The organism is Streptococcus gwangjuense (assembly GCF_003627155.1).
Lineage (GTDB): Bacteria > Bacillota > Bacilli > Lactobacillales > Streptococcaceae > Streptococcus > Streptococcus gwangjuensis.
Genome location: NZ_CP032621.1, coordinates 1836658 through 1856695 on the forward strand (window position 1 = coordinate 1836658; position 20038 = coordinate 1856695).

The following is a 20038-nucleotide window of genomic DNA, read 5'->3' on the forward strand; positions in this document are numbered from 1 at the left end:
GAGGTACACAAGATGAACAAAAAGAAAATGATTTTAACTAGCTTAGCAAGTGTTGCTGTTTTGGGAGCGGCATTTGTTGCATCTCAACCGTCAGTCGTGAAAGCTGATGGCAAACCAGTAGCTACTCAACCTGCTGGAGATTCTCAGCCTACACCTGCGGCTGAAACTCCAAAAACTGAAGTAGAAAAAGCTAAAGAAGCTGAAAAAGAAGCTAACGCTAAAGTTGATGAAGCTCAAGCAAAAGTAGATACGACAACTACTGCAGCTGATGAAGCAACTACTAAGCTTGAAGCAGAGAAAAAAGAAGCAGCAGAAGCTGATGCTGCAAAAATTAAAGCTGAAGAAGCTAAAAAAACTGCTGATGATGAACTAGCTGCTGCTAAAGAAAAAGCTGCCGAAGCTGATGTTAAAGCTAAAGAAGAAGCTAAAAAAGAAGAAGACGCTAAAAAAGAAGAGGCTGAAGCTAAAGAAACTTTAACTGAAGCTTTGAAACAAATTCCTGATAACGAATTGCTTGACAAAAAAGCAAAAGAAGAATTATTAAATGCTGTAGAAGCTGGTGATTTAAAAGCTGGTGATGTTCTTGCTGAATTAGCAGATGATAACGAAAAAGCTGAAGCTAATAAAGAAACTGAGAAAAAATTAAGAAATAAAGACCAAGCTGCTACTGCTGATGCTGGTGCAACTCAAGCTAACCCTTCAACTAAAGATCAACTTCCAGAAGATATTAAAGCTGGGATTGACAAAGCTGAAAAAGCTGATGCTGCTCGTCCTGCATCAGAAAAACTTCAAGATAAAGCTGATGATTTAGGTGAAAATGTTGATGAGCTTAAAAAAGAAGCGGATGCATTAAAATCTGAAGAAGATAAAAAAGCTGATACATTAACTAAGAGAGATGAAACTCTACAAAAAACTAAAAAAGCTCTTGAAACAGCAAAAGCAAATGGTTCATCTGAAGAAATTGTTAAAATTTTAGAAGATGTTGCTAAAAAAGCAGAAGCAGCTCGTGATGCTGCACAAAATGACTTTGATCAAGCTGCTTTAGATACTAAAGCTGTTGCTGACGAATTAAACAAACTTACTGATGAGTACAACAAAACTCTAGAAGAAGTGAAAGCTGCTAAAGAAAAAGAAGCGAACGAGCCAGCTAAACCAGTAGAAGAAGAGCCAGCTAAACCAGCAGAGAAAACAGAAGCTGAAAAAGCTGCTGAAGCTAAAGCAGAAGCGGATGCTAAAGTTGCTGAATTAGAGAAAAAAGTTGCTGAAGAAGCTAAAAAAGTTGAGGAAGATACTGCTAAAGCTGAAAAAGAAGCTGCTGACGTAACTGCTGCTCAAACTAAAAAAGAAGAAGCTGAAAAAGCTAAAGCTGACGCAGAAGCTGAATTAGCCAAAGCTAAAGAAGAAGCTGAAAAAGCAAAAGCTAAAGTTGAAGAAGAAGTTAAAAAAGAAGAAGAGGCTAAAAAAGAAGAAGCTGAAACTAAAACAGCTCTTAAAGACGCTTTAGATCAACTTGAAGAAGATGCGATTGCAGAAATCCATAAAGATGCAAGTATAACTGATAAAGAAAAAGCAATAGCTGATAAAAAAGCTGAAATTGGTAAAGAAGCTATTCTAGATGCCGTTGAAAAAGGTGATTTATCTGCTAAAGATATTCTAAAAGAATTAGAAAACGACTATAACACTAGAAACAAAGCTCCTGAAAAAGTTGATGAAACTAAAAAATTAGATGCTGAAGAAGCTAAAAAAATTGATGAAGCTGCTAAAAAAGAAGCTTCTAAACCAATCGTTAAAAAACTTACAGATATTGCTGATGATTTAGCTGAAAAAATTGAAAAATTAACTAAAGAAGCTGATAAAGATAAAGCAGATGCTGCTGAAAAAGCTAAGGCAGTAGAAGAGAAAAATGCTGCCTTAGATAAACAAAAAGAAACCTTAGAAAAAGCTAAAGTTGCTCTTGAAACAGCTAAAACGAATAAAGCTGATCAAGATGTTATCGATAAATTACAAGATGCTGTAACTAAACTAGAAGGTTCTGTCGCTTCTGCTAAAGCTTCTGTTGATGAAGCTCAAGCTAAATTTGACGAAGTTAACGAATCATTACAAGCGCGTAAAAATGCAATCGATACACTAACTGACGATTACAACGCAACTTTAGGTTATATCGAAAACTTAAAAGAAGTTCCTAAAGGTGAAGAACCTAAAGATTTCAGTGGTGGCGTAAGTGATGATGAAGCACCTACTGAGCCTGCTAAGGAAGCAGATGAAGTTCCAACTGTTCCTGATGCTCCAGAATTCACTGGTGGGGTAAATCCTGCTGACGCTCCTTCTGACGATGCTAAACAACCTGACGAAGTACCAACTGCTCCTAATGCTCCAGAATTTAATGGTGGAGTAAATCCTAGTGATTCTCCTTCTGACGATGCTAAACAACCTGACGAAGTACCAACTGCTCCTAATGCTCCAGAATTTAATGGTGGTGTGAATCCTAGTGATTCTCCTTCTGGAGATAATGAATCTGATTTCACTGGTGGGGTAAATGATGCAACACCTCCTACTATAGCCGATGCTCCAGAATATACAGGAGGCGTTAATAGTGTAGAAGCAGCAATTAACGAAGTTCCAGAATATACAGGAGGTGTTAATAGTGTAGAAGCAGCAATTAACGAAGTTCCAGAATATACAGGAGGTGTTAATAGTGTAGAAGCAGCAATTAACGAAGTTCCAGAATATACAGGAGGTGTTAATAGTGTAGAAGCAGCAATTAACGAAGTTCCAGAATATACAGGAGGCGTTAATAGTGTAGAAGCAGCAATTAACGAAGTTCCAGAATATACAGGAGGCGTTAATAGTGTAGAAGCAGCAATTAACGAAGTTCCACAATATACTCTTACAACAGCAGGTACTAACAAGGATAATACTTATCAAGCGCCAGCAGTAAAAACAGAAGATAAAAAAGAACTTCCAAATACTGGTGGTAAAGATAATGTTGCAGTTGCATCATTAGGATTCCTTGGATTGTTCCTTGGTGCCATTCCATTTGTGAAACGTAAAAACTAATTCATTTCGTAGTTTGAAAGAGAGGGAGTAACTTCCTTCTCTTTTTACTATTATCTTAGTTTCTCTCAGGGAACTCTTCCTAATGGTATTTTTTGGTGCTTTCCTTTATAATGGGTGTATGGATAAGAAAAAATTATTATTGATTGATGGGTCTTCTGTTGCTTTTCGGGCGTTTTTTGCGCTCTATCAGCAGTTGGACCGTTTTAAGAATGCGGCTGGTTTGCATACCAATGCGATTTATGGTTTTCAGTTGATGTTGAGCCATTTGTTGGAGCGGGTTGAGCCGAGTCATATTTTGGTGGCTTTTGATGCGGGAAAGACGACCTTCCGGACAGAGATGTATGCAGATTATAAGGGTGGTCGAGCTAAGACTCCGGATGAGTTTCGTGAGCAATTTCCCTTCATTCGTGAGTTGCTGGATCATATGGGGATTCGTCACTATGAGTTGGCTCAGTATGAGGCTGATGACATCATTGGGACATTGGATAAGCTAGCAGAGCAGGATGGTTTTGATATTACCATTGTCAGTGGGGACAAGGATTTGATTCAGCTGACGGATGAGCATACGGTGGTTGAAATTTCCAAGAAAGGTGTGGCTGAGTTTGAGGCCTTTACGCCAGAATATCTTATGGAAAAGATGGGCATTACACCGACGCAGTTTATCGATCTCAAGGCGCTCATGGGTGATAAGTCGGATAATATCCCTGGAGTAACCAAAATTGGTGAAAAGACGGGTATCAAGCTCTTGCTGGAGCATGGCTCACTCGAGGGGATTTATGAGAATATCAATGGGATGAAGGCTTCTAAGATGAAGGAAAATCTTATCAATGATAAGGAACAGGCCTTTTTGTCTAAAACACTAGCGACCATTGATACCAAGGCACCGATTGAGATTGGTTTGGAGGATTTGGTCTATAGCGGTCCAGATGTTGAAAATCTCGGGAAATTCTACGATGAGATGGGTTTCAAACAGCTCAAGCAGGCTTTAAATGTGTCGTCAGCTGATGTGGCTGAGAGTTTGAACTTTACTATCGTTGACCAAATTAGTCAAGATATGCTGAGTGAAGAGTCTATCTTCCATTTTGAGCTTTTTGGGGAGAATTACCATACGGACGATTTGGTTGGTTTTGCCTGGTCTTGTGGGGATAAGCTCTATGCCACAGATAAACTTGAGCTTTTGCAAGAGCCGATTTTCAAGGACTTTCTAGAAAAAACACCTCTGAGAGTGTATGACTTTAAGAAGGCTAAAGTTCTCTTGCATCGTTTTGGTGTGGATTTGCAGGCGCCTGCTTTTGATAGCCGTTTGGCTAAATACCTCCTTTCGACTGTGGAGGACAATGAAATTGCGACCATCGCTAGTCTTTATGGTCAGACTTATTTGGTTGATGATGAGACTTTCTATGGTAAGGGAGTCAAGAAGGCCCTTCCTGAACGTGAGAAATTCTTGGAGCATTTAGCTCGTAAGCTTGCAGTTTTGGTCGAAACAGAGCCTATTTTGCTTGAAAAACTCAGCGAAAATGGGCAATTAGAGCTTCTTTATGATATGGAGCAACCTCTGGCCTTTGTCCTTGCTAAGATGGAAATTGCTGGGATTACGGTCAAGAAAGAGACTCTTCTTGAGATGCAGGCTGAAAATGAGCTTGTCATTGAAAAACTCACTCAGGAGATTTACGAACTGGCTGGTGAGGAGTTTAATATCAACTCGCCTAAGCAGTTGGGGGTGCTTCTCTTTGAAAAATTGGGGCTACCTCTAGAATACACTAAGAAAACCAAAACTGGATACTCGACTGCGGTGGATGTCTTGGAACGCTTGGCTCCTATTGCGCCAATTGTTAAGAAAATCCTGGATTACCGTCAGATTGCCAAGATTCAATCGACTTATGTGATTGGCTTGCAGGACTGGATTTTGGCTGATGGCAAGATTCATACTCGCTATGTGCAGGATTTGACCCAGACTGGGCGTTTGTCTAGTGTAGATCCAAACTTGCAAAACATTCCTGTGCGTTTGGAGCAGGGCCGTCTCATTCGTAAGGCTTTTGTACCTGAGTGGGAGGATAGTGTGCTGCTCAGCTCGGACTATTCACAGATTGAATTGCGTGTTTTGGCGCATATTTCTAAGGATGAGCACTTGATTAAGGCTTTCCAAGAGGGGGCAGATATCCATACTTCGACAGCCATGCGGGTCTTTGGCATTGAGCGTCCTGAGGATGTGACTGCAAACGACCGTCGCAATGCTAAGGCAGTTAACTTTGGGGTGGTTTATGGAATTTCAGACTTTGGCTTGTCTAATAATCTGGGCATTAGTCGTAAGGAAGCCAAAGCCTACATTGATACCTACTTTGAACGCTTCCCAGGTATTAAAAACTACATGGATGAAGTGGTGCGTGAGGCGCGTGATAAGGGCTATGTGGAGACCCTCTTCAAGCGTCGTCGTGAGTTGCCAGATATCAATTCGCGCAACTTCAACATTCGTGGTTTTGCGGAGCGGACAGCTATCAACTCTCCTATTCAGGGTTCGGCGGCAGATATTCTCAAGATTGCCATGATTCAGCTGGATAAAGCCTTAGTTGCAGGTGGTTATCAGACTAAGATGCTTCTACAAGTTCACGATGAAATTGTCCTTGAAGTTCCTAAATCTGAATTAGCAGAGATGAAAAAATTAGTGAAACAAACTATGGAAGAAGCCATTCAACTCAGTGTTCCCCTCATCGCAGATGAGAATGAAGGGGCAACCTGGTACGAGGCTAAATAAAAAAGTTATGTAGAGTTTGAAGCACTTGTTTTCAAACTCTTTTTCATGTTTTTCTGTAAGCAGTTTCCTTGACATTTTTTTGGTTTTGCGCTATCATATGTCCATATAATATATGGGAGTCTGTGTACAGTCTGAGAGGAAGCGTTAAGCTTCGACCGCACTTGATCTGGGTAATGCCAGCGTAGGGAACAATACTTAGTCTATTCTGCACCTTTTCCATATATGGTAAAGGTTTTTCTTTTTGTCAAAGGAAAACGAGAAGAGGAGGTTCTTATGAAAGCAAGCATTGCCTTGCAAGTTTTACCCCTATCACAGGGGATTGATCGGATTGCTGTTATTGATCAGGTCATTGCCTATCTGAAAGCTCAAGAAGTGACTATGGTGGTGACACCATTTGAAACGGTCTTGGAAGGGGAGTTTGATGAGCTTATGCGCATTCTCAAAGAAGCGCTGGAAGTGGCAGGGCAGGAGGCAGACAATATCTTTGCTAATGTCAAAATAAATGTAGGAGAGATTTTAAGTATTGATGAGAAACTTGAAAAGTATACTGAGGCGACAGATTAGTCTTTTGGGCTTTCTAGGAGTCTTGTCAATCTGGCAGGTAGCAGGTTTTCTTAAACTTCTCCCCAAGTTTATCCTGCCTACACCTCTTGAAATTCTCCAGGCCTTTGTTCGTGATAGAGAATTTCTCTGGCACCATAGCTGGGCTACCTTGAGAGTGGCTTTACTGGGGCTGGTTCTGGGAGTTTTGATTGCCTGTCTCATGGCTGTACTTATGGACAGTTTGACTTGGCTTAATGACCTGATTTACCCTATGATGGTGGTCGTTCAGACTATCCCGACCATTGCCATAGCCCCTATTCTGGTCTTGTGGCTCGGTTATGGGATTTTACCCAAGATTGTCTTGATTATCTTAACGACAACTTTTCCTATCATCGTAAGTATTTTGGACGGTTTTAGGCATTGTGACAAGGATATGCTGACCTTGTTTAGTCTGATGCGGGCCAAACCTTGGCAAATCCTGTGGCATTTTAAAATCCCAGTCAGCCTGCCTTACTTTTATGCAGGTCTGAGAGTCAGTGTATCCTACGCTTTTATCACAACCGTGGTATCTGAGTGGTTGGGAGGTTTTGAAGGACTAGGTGTCTACATGATTCAGTCCAAGAAACTGTTTCAGTATGATACCATGTTTGCTATTATTATTTTGGTATCGATTATCAGTCTTCTTGGTATGAAGCTGGTCGATATCAGCGAGAAATATGTTATTAAATGGAAACGTTCGTAGCATTAGAATGTTTTTGAAAAAGAAAAGAGGAAAGAAAATGAAGAAAACATGGAAAGTGTTTTTAACGCTTGTGACAGCTCTTGTAGCTGTTGTGCTTGTGGCCTGTGGCCAAGGAACTGCTTCTAAGGACAACAAAGAAGCAGAACTCAAGAAGATCGACTTTATCCTAGACTGGACACCAAATACCAACCACACAGGGCTTTATGTTGCTAAAGAAAAAGGCTATTTCAAAGAAGCTGGAGTGGATGTTGATTTGAAATTGCCACCAGAAGAAAGTTCTTCTGACTTGGTTATTAACGGAAAGGCACCATTTGCAGTGTATTTCCAAGACTACATGGCTAAGAAATTGGAAAAAGGTGCAGGAATTACTGCCGTTGCCGCTATCGTAGAACACAATACATCAGGAATTATCTCTCGTAAATCTGACAATGTAGCTAGTCCAAAAGACTTGGTTGGTAAGAAATACGGAACTTGGAATGACCCAACTGAACTTGCTATGTTGAAAACCTTAGTAGAATCTCAAGGTGGAGACTTTGAAAAAGTAGAAAAAGTACCAAACAACGACTCAAACTCGATTACACCGATTGCCAATGGAGTATTTGACACTGCTTGGATCTACTATGGATGGGATGGAATTCTTGCAAAATCTCAAGGCGTAGAGGCTAACTTCATGTACTTGAAAGACTATGTCAAGGAGTTTGACTACTACTCACCAGTTATCATCGCAAACAACGACTACCTTAAAGACAACAAAGAAGAAGCTCGCAAAGTCATCCAAGCCATCAAAAAAGGCTACCAATATGCTATGGAGCATCCAGAGGAAGCAGCTGATATCCTCATCAAAAATGCACCTGAACTCAAGGAAAAACGTGACTTTGTCATCGAATCTCAAAAATACTTGTCAAAAGAATACGCAAGCGACAAGGAAAAATGGGGTCAATTTGATGCAGCTCGCTGGAATGCCTTCTACAAATGGGATAAAGAAAATGGTATCCTTAAAGAAGACTTGACAGACAAAGGCTTTACCAATGAATTTGTGAAATAATGACAGAAATTAGACTAGAACACGTCAGTTATGCTTATGGCGAGGAGAGGATTTTAGAGGATATCAACCTGCAGGTGACTTCAGGAGAAGTGGTTTCTATCTTAGGCCCAAGTGGTGTAGGAAAGACCACCCTCTTTAATCTAATCGCTGGGATTTTAGAAGTTCAGTCAGGGAGAATTGTCCTTGATGGGGAGGAGAATCCCAAGGGCCGCGTGAGTTATATGTTGCAAAAGGATCTGCTCTTGGAGCACAAGACGGTGCTTGGTAATATCATTCTTCCCCTCTTGATTCAAAAGGTGGATAAGGCAGAAGCTATTGCTCGCGCAGATGAAATTCTTGCGACTTTCCAGTTGACAGCTGTAAGAGATAAATACCCTCATGAACTCAGTGGTGGGATGCGCCAGCGTGTGGCCTTACTTCGTACCTATCTTTTCGGTCACAAGCTCTTTCTCTTAGATGAAGCCTTTAGCGCCTTGGATGAGATGACCAAGATGGAACTACACGCTTGGTACCTTGAGATTCACAAGCAGTTGCAATTGACGACATTGATTATTACCCACAGTATCGAGGAGGCCATCAATCTTAGCGACCGCATCTATATCTTGAAAAATCGACCTGGGCAGATTGTTTCAGAAATTAAATTAGATTGGTCTGAAGGTGAGGACAAGGAAGTCCAAAAGATTGCCTACAAACGTCAAATCTTGGCAGAATTAGGCTTAGATAAGTAGAAAAATGGGGAGTTGGTGAAGATTATCCTTTACCAGCGCCCTTTTTCTTTTAAAAATGAGAAAATTTCGGTATAATAGTCAAAGATAGTCAAGGTTTAAAGAGAGAGGTGGGTTTGTAATGAGATTTAAAAATACATCGGATCATATTGAGGCCTACATCAAGGCGATTTTAGATCAATCTGGAATTGTGGAGTTGCAACGGAGTCAGTTGGCAGATACCTTTCAGGTTGTTCCTAGTCAGATTAACTACGTGATCAAGACACGCTTTACGGAAAGTAGAGGCTACTTGGTTGAAAGTAAGCGTGGTGGCGGAGGCTATATTCGTATAGGACGGATTGAGTTTTCTAGTCATCATGAAATGCTCAAGGAGCTGCTTTACTCAATTGGTGAGCGGATTAGTCAAGAAATTTATGAGGATATTCTACAGCTTTTGGTTGAGCAGGAATTGATGACCAAGCAGGAGATGAATTTGCTAGTATCAGTAGCTTTGGATCGCGTTCTAGGAGAAGAAGCTCCAGTCCTTCGTGCAAACATGCTACGACAGGTCATACAAGAGGTAGATAGAAAAGGGAAGTAAGATGAACTATTCAAAAGCATTGAATGAATGTATCGAAAGTGCCTACATGGTTGCTGGCCATTTTGGAGCTCGTTATCTAGAGTCTTGGCACTTGTTGATTGCCATGTCCAATCACAGTTATAGTGTGGCAGGGGCAACTTTAAATGATTATCCATATGAGATGGATCGTTTAGAAGAAGTCGCTTTGGAACTGACTGAAACGGACTATAGCCAGGATGAAACCTTCACGGAATTGCCGTTTTCTCATCGTTTGCAGGTTCTTTTTGATGAAGCGGAATATGTGGCGTCAGTGGTCCATTCTAAGGTGCTAGGGACGGAGCACGTCCTTTATGCGATTTTACATGATGGCAATGCCTTGGCGACTCGTATCTTGGAGAGGGCTGGTTTTTCTTATGAAGACAAGAAAGATCAGGTTAAGATTGCTGCCCTTCGTCGAAATTTAGAAGAACGGGCAGGCTGGACTCGAGAAGACCTCAAGGCTTTACGCCAACGTCATCGTACAGTAGCTGACAAGCAAAATTCTATGGCTAATATGATGGGCATGCCCCAGACTCCGAGCGGTGGTCTTGAGGACTATACGCATGATTTGACAGAGCAAGCGCGTTCTGGCAAGTTGGAGCCAGTCATCGGTCGGGACAAGGAAATCTCGCGTATGATTCAAATCTTGAGTCGGAAGACAAAGAATAATCCTGTCTTGGTTGGGGATGCTGGTGTCGGGAAAACAGCTCTGGCGCTTGGGCTTGCCCAGCGTATTGCTAGTGGTGATGTACCTGCAGAAATGGCTAAGATGCGCGTGTTAGAGCTTGATTTGATGAATGTTGTTGCAGGGACACGTTTCCGTGGTGACTTTGAAGAACGCATGAACAATATCATCAAGGATATTGAAGAAGATGGCCAAGTAATCCTCTTTATCGATGAACTTCATACCATCATGGGTTCTGGTAGTGGGATTGACTCAACTCTAGATGCGGCCAATATCTTGAAGCCAGCCTTAGCGCGTGGAACTTTGAGAACGGTTGGTGCGACTACTCAGGAAGAATATCAAAAACATATCGAAAAAGATGCGGCCCTTTCTCGTCGTTTCGCTAAAGTGACGATTGAAGAACCAAGTGTGGCAGACAGTATGACTATTTTGCAAGGTTTGAAGGTGACTTATGAGAAACATCACCGTGTGCAAATCACAGATGAAGCGGTTGAAACAGCGGTCAAGATGGCTCATCGTTACTTGACTAGCCGTCACTTACCAGATTCTGCTATCGACCTCTTGGATGAGGCAGCAGCAACAGTGCAAAATAAGGCTAAGCATGTAAAAGCAGACGATTCAGGTTTGAGTCCAGCTGACAAGGCCTTGATGGATGGTAAGTGGGAACAGGCAGCTCAGCTAATTGCAAAAGAAGAGGAAGTGCCTGTTTATAAAGACTTGGTGACAGAGTCTGATATTTTGACCACCTTGAGTCGCTTGTCAGGTATCCCCGTTCAAAAACTGACTCAGACTGATGCTAAGAAATACTTAAACTTGGAAGCTGAACTGCACAAACGTGTCATCGGTCAAGATCAAGCTGTTTCAAGCATTAGCCGTGCGATTCGCCGCAACCAGTCAGGGATTCGCAGTCACAAGCGTCCGATTGGTTCCTTTATGTTCCTAGGACCTACAGGTGTCGGTAAGACCGAATTGGCCAAGGTTTTGGCAGAAGTTCTTTTTGACGACGAATCAGCCCTTATCCGCTTTGATATGAGTGAGTATATGGAGAAATTCGCAGCTAGCCGTCTTAATGGAGCTCCTCCGGGCTATGTGGGTTATGAAGAAGGTGGGGAGTTGACCGAGAAAGTTCGCAACAAACCCTATTCCGTTCTCCTCTTTGACGAGGTAGAGAAGGCCCACCCAGATATCTTTAATGTTCTCTTGCAGGTTCTGGATGACGGTGTCTTGACAGATAGCAAGGGACGCAAGGTCGACTTTTCAAATACCATTATCATCATGACGTCAAATCTTGGTGCGACAGCCCTTCGGGATGACAAGACCGTCGGATTTGGGGCTAAGGATATTCGTTTTGACCAGGAAAATATGGAAAAACGCATGTTTGAAGAGTTGAAAAAGGCTTATAGACCTGAATTTATTAACCGTATTGATGAAAAGGTGGTCTTCCATAGCCTTTCTAGCGACCATATGCAGGAAGTAGTGAAGATTATGGTCAAACCTTTAGTGGCAAGTTTGGCTGAAAAAGGTATTGACTTGAAATTACAAGCTTCAGCACTGAAATTATTGGCAAATCAAGGATATGATCCAGAGATGGGAGCTCGTCCACTTCGCAGAACCCTACAAACAGAAGTGGAAGACAAGTTGGCAGAACTTCTTCTCAAGGGAGAACTAGTGGCAGGTAAGACACTTAAGATTGGTGTCAAAGCTGGTCAATTAAAATTTGATATTGCTTAAAAATGGAGAATTAGGAGTGATCCTGATTCTTTTTTGCTACTTTTTTATAAAAAACAATAAAAAACTATTGACAAAACAAAAATATAGTTTATAATAAAAACATAGAGAAAAATATCAAAAAATATAAAAAGGCTATAGGTTTATGAAAAAGAAAACAGCAGTGGTATTTGGAACCTTTGCTCCACTTCATCAAGGACATATCGATCTGATTCAGCGAGCGAAGCGGCAGTGTGACCAGGTCTGGGTTGTCGTTTCAGGCTATGAGGGAGACCGAGGGGAGCAGGTAGGCTTAACTCTTCAAAAGAGATTTCGCTATATTCGAGAGGCCTTTCGTGATGACGAGTTGACCTCCGTTTGCAAGTTAGACGAAACCAATCTTCCCCGTTACCCTATGGGCTGGCAGGAGTGGTTGGACCAAATGTTTGCAGAGATTTCCTATGATGAAACCCAGCAAGAACTAATTTTCTTTGTGGGAGAAGCAGACTACCAGCAAGAATTATCAAATCGTGGCTTTGAGACTGTCTTGCAAGAAAGAAAGTTTGGTATCTCAGCGACTATGATTCGAGAAAATCCAAGCAAATATTGGAAATATATTGCTCAACCCTTCCGACGTCAGTTTACAAAGAAAGTGTTGATTATGGGAAGTGCCAGCAATGGGAAGACCACTCTTGCTAAGGATTTGGCTAGGTATTACGATGCACCTGTCAGTCTGGAATACGCACGTGAGTACCAGATTAAAAACAATGTCCGCGACGATGAATTGACTCCAAAAGATTACTATTATCTTCTTTTGGGACAGTATGATCAGACATCTAAGTTAATCGATAGCAATGCCAATCGAGGTCTAGTGATTGCTGACACAAACTCTTTAGTAACCAAAGGCTACTATGATTATTACATGGAGACTGAGGACCAAGGGGACTTATCAGGAGAAACCTTTGACAATCTCTTTGTCTCGATCTTGGCTAAGGAAAAATGGGACTTGATTCTCTTTGTGCAACCTATCGGCTCCTATATCAATGATGGGTTTAGAGATATGACCATGGCAGAAGACCATATTCGTCATAGTTTTTCCCAGCATTTGGACCAGATGAGAGAGCGATATTTAACCACCATTCCACTAGTTTATCTAGCAGAGGATTATCTAGGAAATTATGAAGCAGCAAAAGTGGCTATTGATGCCATTTACCAAGCAGATTAGGAGAAAATTATGAAAAAACTAACTGAAAAAATCACACAATTTATCGAAAACTTTAAAAATGTCCATGCGGAAGCCCGCAAGATCGGTTTTGCAGGAATCATGTACCTGCTCTGGAAAGATCTTTTTGTCGGCCGTAGTCTTTTCCAGTGGTTGTATCTCATCGTCTTGTCGAGTGTTCCCTTGATCTTAGAGTTCACTCAAAATACAGAAAGTCATGACTGGATGAGCTTGTTTGCATCTTGGACTGGGATTGTCTGTGTTATCTTGGTAGCAGAAGGGCGTGCAAGCAATTATCTCTTTGGGGCCATTAACTCTGCTATCTATTTGGTTTTGGCTATGAATGCGACTTTTTATGGTGAAGTTTTGACGACCGTTTACTTCTTTGTCATGCAGCCGATTGGCCTCTATGCTTGGCTGTCCAACCGTATCAATGATCAAGGAAAAGTAGAAGAATCTCACTTTGAAGCTAAGAAATTATCTGTGCTTGACTGGCTCAAGTACTTAGCCTTGACTGCTATCATTTGGATTGGTATGGGCTTGGCTTACCAAAGTATCCATAGTGCTCGCCCTTTCCGTGATAGTGTTACCGATGCGACCAATGGTGTTGGCCAGCTCTTGATGACACGTCTCTACCGTGAGCAATGGGTTTTCTGGATTGCAACTAATCTCTTTAGTATCTACCTTTGGTGGGGTGAAAATATCCATATTCAAGGGATGTACTGGGTCTACACACTCAATAGTCTAGTAGGTTGGTACCAATGGACTAAGGCAGTTCGTAAGGAGGCTTAACATGACTGACACGATGATTCCAGCTGGGATGACAGAAAAAGAATATTTTGAAATTCATGCCAGTCAGGAAGAATTTTTAGACTGGTACTACAAGCAAGAACTCCCTCAATACGAAAAACCAAGTGTGACGGTGGATATGGTAGCATATTGCTTTGTAGAAGGAAAAATCAAGCTTTTATTAATTCGTCGCAAGGCTCATCCATATCAAAATTGTTTGGCCTTAGTTGGAGGATTTATGGACAAGGGCGAAGATGCTGCGCATGCCTGTCAGCGCGAGGTGAGAGAAGAAGTCAATCTCGATCTTCCTTTGGAAAAAATCGAGCAATTGATGACCGTATCGACCCCCGGCCGTGACCCACGGGGCTGGACAGTGACCATTGCCCACTTGGTTTATCTGCCTAGTCGTGCATTAGAACTTGTTCAAGCAGGAGACGATGCCAAGGATGTCGTTTTCGTAGATGTCGATTTTCAGACAGGCAAGTGCTTCTTAAAGGGAGTAGAGTTGGAGGAGCAAGCCTTCGCTTTTGACCATTATGCCATTATCCAAGAATCCATCAAACGAATCCAAGGCCGTCTCGACTGGAATCCGACCTTCCTTTATCTGCTGGAGGAGGAGTTCACTGTCTACGAAGGAACTGAACTGGTCAATCTTATCAACCCCGGTCGTCCAATCGTCAGCAATAACTTTCTCGTAAAATACGGAGAATATGTAGAAGAAGTCGGACTCAAACGAGTGCCTAAAAAGAAACCAAGAAAAACCTATCGATTGAAATAAAAAACGAGGTCGGGACAAAGTTCCTGACCTCTTTATCTACCATCATGAGATGGTTTTGTGTTGTGACTGATTTTATGGGTGGCTATCTTTCTTAGAATTGCTCAACAGGTGAGTAAAAAAGTCTTTGTATAGATACTTGAGATATTTTTCGTGTAGGAATAACAAAGCTATATAGAAAATCATAAAGACTGTCGTCAGATAGAAGACATCAAATGTAGTCTGAGCGTAGCGAATTGCGGACTGATAAGACCAGAAAGCTCCCAAAATCAACCAAGGAAGATACTTGTAATATTTGCTTAACATAAGTCTACACCTCCTATATTCTATTTCAATGTTATTATATTCCTTTGTCTAATACAATGCAAGCGATTACACAAAAACAAATTCAAATTTTAAAAGAAAAATCTCCTGTTTTTCTGTTTTATTACGAATAGAAGAGTAGGAGGAGTAAATGTATCTAAAGTATTTAAGATTTTTAAAATAGTTTAGATAAATTGTTGACATATTTAAAGCCAAATGTTACAATTATATTACAAAAAGATTTCTTTATATTTCTAAAACATTACAAAGGAGTAGAAAAATGAAAAAGAAAACCTATATCAAATTGATGGCAGCAACTGTATTGGCTTCTACCTTGCTATTAGGAGCTTGTGGAAATAAAAAGGAAACAACTCAAGCAAGCAGTTCTGTTAAGACAAGCCAATCATCAAGCTCAAAAGCAGCTTCTTCTAGCAAAGAAAGTAAAACTCAGAAGTCCTCAAGTTCAGCTTCATCTGAAAAGACCAAATCATCTACTGACCAGTCTGCAGCAACTGCGACACCTGCACCAGAGCAAAGACAAGGCCAAGAAGTGTCTAATCAACAGGCAGCTAGTCAACAAACTGCTACTCAAGCTCCTTCAACTCAGCAAGGTTCTCAAGCTCAGTCTAACCAGTCAGGCTATGATCCAACAACTGACCGCAAACTTCAAGACAAGCAAGCAGAACACAACAAACGCTACAAGGGTGTTTTAACCATGGTTGATGGTGATTTCTCAGCAGCTGCAGGCAACTGGAAGGGTGCCAATGGTGAAACCATCACAGTTTCATCAGGAGGCAAATTCACAGTAGAATCTGCTGATGGAAAGAAAGAAAACTACTCTATCAGAGACTATTCTTATACTCTTGATGATGGTAAGTATAATGCCAAAATTGGTGGGGGAAAAATCATCCAAATTACAACAGGAGCGGATGGTAAGGTTTCCAGTGTTGCTTTGAATCAATAATAACGATCAGTATTTGAATATTTACAATCAAAGAAAATCCGTCAGCTCAATAAGAGTTGACGGATTATTTTATACTTGTACTTGGGTTAGAAATTCTTCTGTAGTAAGAATTTGAGCAAATTCATCTTGTAGAGAAAGGAGGTTAATCTCATGGATAGTCTCAGGAGAGATGGCCTGACCGTTTTTGTTAGATAGGGTAAAACTGGCAGTAGCATCTGCTAGTAAAGTGACTCTAAAACCAAGATTTGCTGCCATTCGTGTCGTAGTAGATATACAATGAGGCAGAGTCAAACCAACAACGATTAAATGAAAAATCTGATTTTTTCGTAAATAGGTTTCAAGATTTGTTCCAATAAAGGCGCTATTAACTGTTTTTTGAAAGACAGGTTCTGCAGTAACTGGTTCAAATCCACTTTTAAACTCCTGATTTTGTTTGTTATGAAATTGCGACTGGGGATTGTCAGATATGTGTTGAACGTGTAAGACTGGAAGAGCGTGTTTACGAAAGTATGCCAGTACCCTCAATGCTTGTTGTTCAGCTTGAGGGTTGTTCCGTTCTCCCCAAATAGGGTTATTAAATGCTTTTTGCATATCGATAATCAGTAGAGCAGTATGAACCATTTTATGCCTTATCCAACTGCAAGAGAGCCTCAATCTCTGTCAGAGTGCTAGCTTGTGAAATGGCTCCACGGAGTTTGGCTGCGCCAGATGTTCCACGGAGGTAGTGAGGAGCGAGACCACGAAATTCACGAACTGCTACGTTTTCCCCTTTGAGGTTAATCAAACGTTTCAAGTGTTCGTAGGCGATTTTCATCTTGTCTTCAAAGGTCAAATCAGGGAGGATTTCTCCTGTTTCAAAGTAATGGTTGATTTGGTTGAAGAGGTAGGGATTTCCCATAGCAGCGCGGCCAATCATGACTGCGTCAGCACCGACTTCTTCGATACGTTGTTTGGCTTCTTGAACCGTACGAATGTCACCGTTAGCGATAAATGGAATCTTGGTGAGGGCCTGGGCAACCTTATGAAGGGTCTCAAGGTCTGCGTGGCCTGTGTACATTTGTTCACGGGTACGGCCATGCATAGCGAGGGCAGAAACACCTGCAGCTTCAGCAGCGAGGGCATTTTCTACTGCAAGAGACGGGTCAGCCCAGCCTGTTCGCATTTTGACAGTAAGTGGGATATCAAGGACAGATTGGACCTTGTTGATGATAGAGTAAATCTTATCTGGGTCCTTGAGCCACATAGCGCCAGCTTCGTTCTTCACGATTTTGTTAACTGGACAGCCCATGTTGATATCCACGATATCGGTTTTGGTGTTTTCTTGGATGAATTCTGCTGCGCGTGCTAGGCTGTCTTCATCACTACCAAAAAGTTGGATAGAAACAGGGTTTTCGCCTTCATCGATATGAAGCATGTGCAGGGTTTTTTCGTTGTTGTATTGGATGCCCTTGTCAGAGACCATTTCCATGACAACGAGTCCAGCTCCGAGCTCTTTTGCAATAGTACGAAAGGCTGAGTTGGTCACGCCAGCCATGGGTGCTAAAACGGTACGATTGGGAATCTCAACATTGCCAATCATAAAGGGTGTATTAAGATTTGTCACGAATGAGTTCCTCCAGGTCGTTTTCATCAAAGTTATAAGTTGTTTGGCAGAATTGACAAGTGATTTCTGCCCCATGGTCTTCCTCTTTCATTTCCTGTAAGTCTGAGCTTGGAAGGCTAGCAAGAGCATTCATAAAGCGTTCATGGCTACAGTCACATTGGAAACGGATTTCTTCTTCAGAAAGACGCTTGTAGGCCTCGTCACCGTAGATTGCTTTGAGGAGGGCTTCGATATGGTCTTCACTTTCGAGAAGGGTAGAGATAGCTGGCATTTCTTGGATGCGTTTCTCAAAACGGGCAATCTCTTCTTCCTTGGCTCCTGGTAAGACTTGGACTAGGAAACCACCTGCAACCTTGACCTTGTCTTCCTCATCCAAAAGGACATTGAGGCCGACTGCTGAAGGTGTTTGTTGGCTTTCAGTCAGGTAAAAGGCAAGGTCTTCACCGATTTCCCCAGAAATGAGGGGAGTCATAGAGTTGTAAGGATTTCCAGTACCGTAGTCTGTGATAACGAGGAATTGGCCATTGCCGACAAAAGGTCCAACTAGGACTTCACCAGTTGCAGTCTTTTTGATGTCAACACCAGAATTTTGAACATAGCCTTTGACATTCCCCTTGGTATCAGCGACGGTGATAATAGCACCTAGAGAGCTAGATCCCAGTACCTTCACTGTTAGTTTGGTATTTCCTTTTTCATTGGCTGCGAGAATCTGGCTAGCGATAAGAGTTCGACCAAGCGCTACAGTTGAGCTAGCTTGGGTTTGGTGTTTTTCTTGAGCAGTGCGGACGGTTTCTGTGCTATCAAGGACAAAAGCACGAAAGGCTCCGCTTTCTGATATTGTTTTAATAATTTTATCCATAGCTACTATTTTAGCATAAAAATGCCCAAAGGGGGAGCCGTGTGTTTGCTGATTTTTAGGATAATGGACCAGGAAATCAGCATGAAAATAAAAAGAGAAACAGATTATTTCAGCATTTGTAAGATTTATGCTATGCTTAAGGTAGAAAATGAAAGGGGTAACAAATGTATTTAGGAGACTTGATGGAAAAGGCTGAATCTGGCCAATTTTCAATCCTTTCCTTTCTATTACAAGAGTCTCAGACGACTGTCAAGGCTGTAATGGAGGAAACAGGATTTTCAAAAGCAACCCTAACCAAATATGTCACCCTTCTCAATGACAAGGCTTTGGATAGTGGCTTAGAGCTGAATATTCACTTAGAAGATGAAAATCTGCGTCTATCGATCGGTGCAGCGACCAAGGGGAGAGATATTCGGAGCTTGTTTTTGGAGAATGCTGTTAAATATCAGATTCTTGTTTATCTTCTCTACCACCAACAGTTTTTAGCCCATCAGCTGGCTCAAGAATTGATGATTAGTGAGGCTACGCTTGGTCGCCACTTAGCTAGTCTAAATCAGATTTTGTCAGAATTTGACTTATCCATCCAAAATGGACGGTGGCGAGGTCCAGAACATCAAATTCGCTATTTCTATTTCTGTCTTTTCCGCAAGGTTTGGTCCAGTCAGGAGTGGGAAGGTCACATGCAGAAACCAGAGAGAAAACAGGAGATTGCCACTTTAGAAGAAATCTGCGGTGCAAGTTTGTCTTCGGGTCAGAAATTGGACTTGGTTCTCTGGGCTCATATCAGTCAACAACGTCTCCGTGTCAATGCCTGTCAGTTTCAAGTGATAGAAGAGAAAATGCGAGGGTATTTTGACAATATTTTCTACCTTCGTTTGCATCGAAAGGCTCCGTCCTTTTTTGCTGGGCAACACCTTCCTCTAGGAACTGAGGACGGTGAGATGATGATTTTCTTCTCTTTCCTCCTATCCCATCGCATTCTTCCCCTTCATACTATGGAGTATATTCTTGGTTTTGGAGGGCAGTTGGCAGATTTACTGACACAATTGATTCAAGAAATGAAGAAGGAGGAGTTGCTGGGTGATTATACAGAGGATCACGTTACTTATGAACTCAGTCAGCTTTGTGGTCAAGTTTATCTATACAAGGGCTATATCTTACAGGATCGCTACAAGTACCAGTTAGAGAATCGTCATCCTTATTTGCTGATGGAACATGATTTTAGGGGAACGGCAGAGGAGATTTTTCATGCTCTACCGGCCTTTCAGCAGGGGACAGATTTAGATAGGAAAATTCTCTGGGAATGGCTCCAGTTAATCGAATATATGGCTGAAAATGGTGGTCAGCATATGCGGATTGGTCTGGATTTGACATCTGGTTTTCTTGTCTTTTCAAGGATGGCAGCCATTTTGAAACGGTATTTGGAATACAATCGTTTTATCACTATTGAAGCCTATGATTGTACTCGGCATTATGATTTGCTGGTTACCAATAACCCGATTCATAAGAAGGAACAGACCCCAGTTTATTATTTAAAAAATGACTTGGATTTGGAAGATTTGGCAGGGATTCGTCAGTTATTATTCACTTAAAAGGCTTGGTTGTTCCAGGTCTTTTTTGTGAAATTCACACAATCTCCTCACATTTTTTAAAAAATTAAAAAAAGTTG

At 41.5% G+C, this 20038-nt stretch carries 17 protein-coding genes; 13 read left to right on the forward strand and 4 right to left on the reverse strand.

Annotated features, from left to right (window positions below):
- Window positions 1-12: 12 nt before the first annotated feature.
- From D7D53_RS09285 to D7D53_RS09335, 11 genes are all read left to right on the forward strand, one after another.
- The gene (locus tag D7D53_RS09285) at window positions 13-3057 is read left to right on the forward strand and encodes an SIALI-17 repeat-containing surface protein (protein ID WP_120770776.1); all 3045 of its coding nucleotides are present in this window, start codon (window positions 13-15) and stop codon (window positions 3055-3057) included.
- 118 nt (window positions 3058-3175) lie between these two features.
- A complete protein-coding gene (polA, locus tag D7D53_RS09290) occupies window positions 3176-5809 on the forward strand; it encodes a DNA polymerase I (RefSeq protein ID WP_120770881.1) in 2634 nt (877 codons plus the stop codon).
- A 273-nt stretch (window positions 5810-6082) separates the two neighbouring features.
- Complete coding sequence (locus tag D7D53_RS09295; protein ID WP_004261893.1) at window positions 6083-6373, forward strand: thiamine-binding protein; 291 nt, start codon at window positions 6083-6085, stop codon at window positions 6371-6373.
- A complete protein-coding gene (locus D7D53_RS09300) occupies window positions 6336-7094 on the forward strand; it encodes an ABC transporter permease (protein WP_162927898.1) in 759 nt (252 codons plus the stop codon). Before D7D53_RS09295 ends, D7D53_RS09300 begins: the two co-directional genes overlap by 38 nt.
- 37 nt (window positions 7095-7131) lie before the next feature.
- The gene (locus D7D53_RS09305; protein WP_061864811.1) at window positions 7132-8139 is read left to right on the forward strand and encodes an ABC transporter substrate-binding protein; all 1008 of its coding nucleotides are present in this window, start codon (window positions 7132-7134) and stop codon (window positions 8137-8139) included.
- Window positions 8139-8867 (forward strand): ABC transporter ATP-binding protein, encoded by a 729-nt coding sequence (locus tag D7D53_RS09310; protein ID WP_120770778.1) that lies wholly within the window; start codon window positions 8139-8141, stop codon window positions 8865-8867. The genes D7D53_RS09305 and D7D53_RS09310 overlap by 1 nt, the downstream gene beginning before the upstream one ends.
- 118 nt (window positions 8868-8985) lie before the next feature.
- Window positions 8986-9444, forward strand: coding sequence for a CtsR family transcriptional regulator (locus D7D53_RS09315; RefSeq protein ID WP_049552670.1), 459 nt, complete (start codon window positions 8986-8988; stop codon window positions 9442-9444).
- 1 nt (window position 9445) lies between these two features.
- Complete coding sequence (locus D7D53_RS09320; RefSeq protein ID WP_120770779.1) at window positions 9446-11878, forward strand: ATP-dependent Clp protease ATP-binding subunit; 2433 nt, start codon at window positions 9446-9448, stop codon at window positions 11876-11878.
- Between the two features lie 142 nt (window positions 11879-12020).
- The gene (locus D7D53_RS09325) at window positions 12021-13079 is read left to right on the forward strand and encodes an AAA family ATPase (protein WP_049552668.1); all 1059 of its coding nucleotides are present in this window, start codon (window positions 12021-12023) and stop codon (window positions 13077-13079) included.
- A gap of 9 nt (window positions 13080-13088) precedes the next feature.
- Window positions 13089-13868, forward strand: a complete 780-nt coding sequence (gene pnuC, locus D7D53_RS09330) for a nicotinamide riboside transporter PnuC (protein ID WP_049552667.1) — start codon at window positions 13089-13091, stop codon at window positions 13866-13868.
- A gap of 1 nt (window position 13869) precedes the next feature.
- Window positions 13870-14643 (forward strand): NUDIX domain-containing protein, encoded by a 774-nt coding sequence (locus D7D53_RS09335; RefSeq protein WP_000132693.1) that lies wholly within the window; start codon window positions 13870-13872, stop codon window positions 14641-14643.
- A gap of 72 nt (window positions 14644-14715) precedes the next feature.
- On the opposite strand, the gene D7D53_RS09340 is transcribed toward D7D53_RS09335, so the two are convergent.
- A complete protein-coding gene (locus D7D53_RS09340; protein ID WP_120770780.1) occupies window positions 14716-14946 on the reverse strand; it encodes a hypothetical protein in 231 nt (76 codons plus the stop codon).
- Window positions 14947-15223: 277 nt separating this feature from the next.
- Here D7D53_RS09340 and D7D53_RS09345 point away from each other — a divergent pair, with 277 nt between their 5' ends.
- Entirely contained in the window at window positions 15224-15907 is a 684-nt protein-coding gene (locus D7D53_RS09345; protein WP_120770781.1) for a hypothetical protein, read from the forward strand.
- Between the two features lie 69 nt (window positions 15908-15976).
- Here the strand turns inward: D7D53_RS09345 and D7D53_RS09350 are convergent, their stop codons facing one another.
- The 3 genes from D7D53_RS09350 to hslO are packed head-to-tail and all read right to left on the reverse strand — an operon-like array spanning window position 15977 to window position 18369.
- Window positions 15977-16528 (reverse strand): cysteine hydrolase family protein, encoded by a 552-nt coding sequence (locus D7D53_RS09350; protein WP_120770782.1) that lies wholly within the window; start codon window positions 16526-16528, stop codon window positions 15977-15979.
- 1 nt (window position 16529) lies between these two features.
- Entirely contained in the window at window positions 16530-17510 is a 981-nt protein-coding gene (gene dusB, locus D7D53_RS09355) for a tRNA dihydrouridine synthase DusB (RefSeq protein WP_162927899.1), read from the reverse strand.
- Window positions 17497-18369, reverse strand: coding sequence for an Hsp33 family molecular chaperone HslO (hslO, locus tag D7D53_RS09360; protein WP_050141921.1), 873 nt, complete (start codon window positions 18367-18369; stop codon window positions 17497-17499). The genes dusB and hslO overlap by 14 nt, the downstream gene beginning before the upstream one ends.
- A gap of 164 nt (window positions 18370-18533) precedes the next feature.
- Between hslO and D7D53_RS09365 the strand changes: the two genes are divergently transcribed.
- Window positions 18534-19961 carry an AcpB/EbpR/MafR family transcriptional regulator gene (locus D7D53_RS09365; protein WP_120770784.1) on the forward strand — a complete coding sequence of 476 codons (1428 nt, stop codon included), beginning with the start codon at window positions 18534-18536 and terminating at the stop codon, window positions 19959-19961.
- The last annotated feature ends 77 nt before the right edge of the window (window positions 19962-20038 follow it).

Bases quoted from the DNA above. Each gene is read 5' to 3' on its own strand.
- D7D53_RS09285 (WP_120770776.1), top strand. From the start codon at position 13: ATGAACAAAAAGAAAATGATTTTAACTAGCTTAGCAAGTGTTGCTGTT.
- polA (WP_120770881.1), top strand. From the start codon at position 3,176: ATGGATAAGAAAAAATTATTATTGATTGATGGGTCTTCTGTTGCTTTT.
- D7D53_RS09295 (WP_004261893.1), top strand. From the start codon at position 6,083: ATGAAAGCAAGCATTGCCTTGCAAGTTTTACCCCTATCACAGGGGATT.
- D7D53_RS09300 (WP_162927898.1), top strand. From the start codon at position 6,336: ATGAGAAACTTGAAAAGTATACTGAGGCGACAGATTAGTCTTTTGGGC.
- D7D53_RS09305 (WP_061864811.1), top strand. From the start codon at position 7,132: ATGAAGAAAACATGGAAAGTGTTTTTAACGCTTGTGACAGCTCTTGTA.
- D7D53_RS09310 (WP_120770778.1), top strand. From the start codon at position 8,139: ATGACAGAAATTAGACTAGAACACGTCAGTTATGCTTATGGCGAGGAG.
- D7D53_RS09315 (WP_049552670.1), top strand. From the start codon at position 8,986: ATGAGATTTAAAAATACATCGGATCATATTGAGGCCTACATCAAGGCG.
- D7D53_RS09320 (WP_120770779.1), top strand. From the start codon at position 9,446: ATGAACTATTCAAAAGCATTGAATGAATGTATCGAAAGTGCCTACATG.
- D7D53_RS09325 (WP_049552668.1), top strand. From the start codon at position 12,021: ATGAAAAAGAAAACAGCAGTGGTATTTGGAACCTTTGCTCCACTTCAT.
- pnuC (WP_049552667.1), top strand. From the start codon at position 13,089: ATGAAAAAACTAACTGAAAAAATCACACAATTTATCGAAAACTTTAAA.
- D7D53_RS09335 (WP_000132693.1), top strand. From the start codon at position 13,870: ATGACTGACACGATGATTCCAGCTGGGATGACAGAAAAAGAATATTTT.
- D7D53_RS09340 (WP_120770780.1), bottom strand. From the start codon at position 14,946: ATGTTAAGCAAATATTACAAGTATCTTCCTTGGTTGATTTTGGGAGCT.
- D7D53_RS09345 (WP_120770781.1), top strand. From the start codon at position 15,224: ATGAAAAAGAAAACCTATATCAAATTGATGGCAGCAACTGTATTGGCT.
- D7D53_RS09350 (WP_120770782.1), bottom strand. From the start codon at position 16,528: ATGGTTCATACTGCTCTACTGATTATCGATATGCAAAAAGCATTTAAT.
- hslO (WP_050141921.1), bottom strand. From the start codon at position 18,369: ATGGATAAAATTATTAAAACAATATCAGAAAGCGGAGCCTTTCGTGCT.
- D7D53_RS09365 (WP_120770784.1), top strand. From the start codon at position 18,534: ATGTATTTAGGAGACTTGATGGAAAAGGCTGAATCTGGCCAATTTTCA.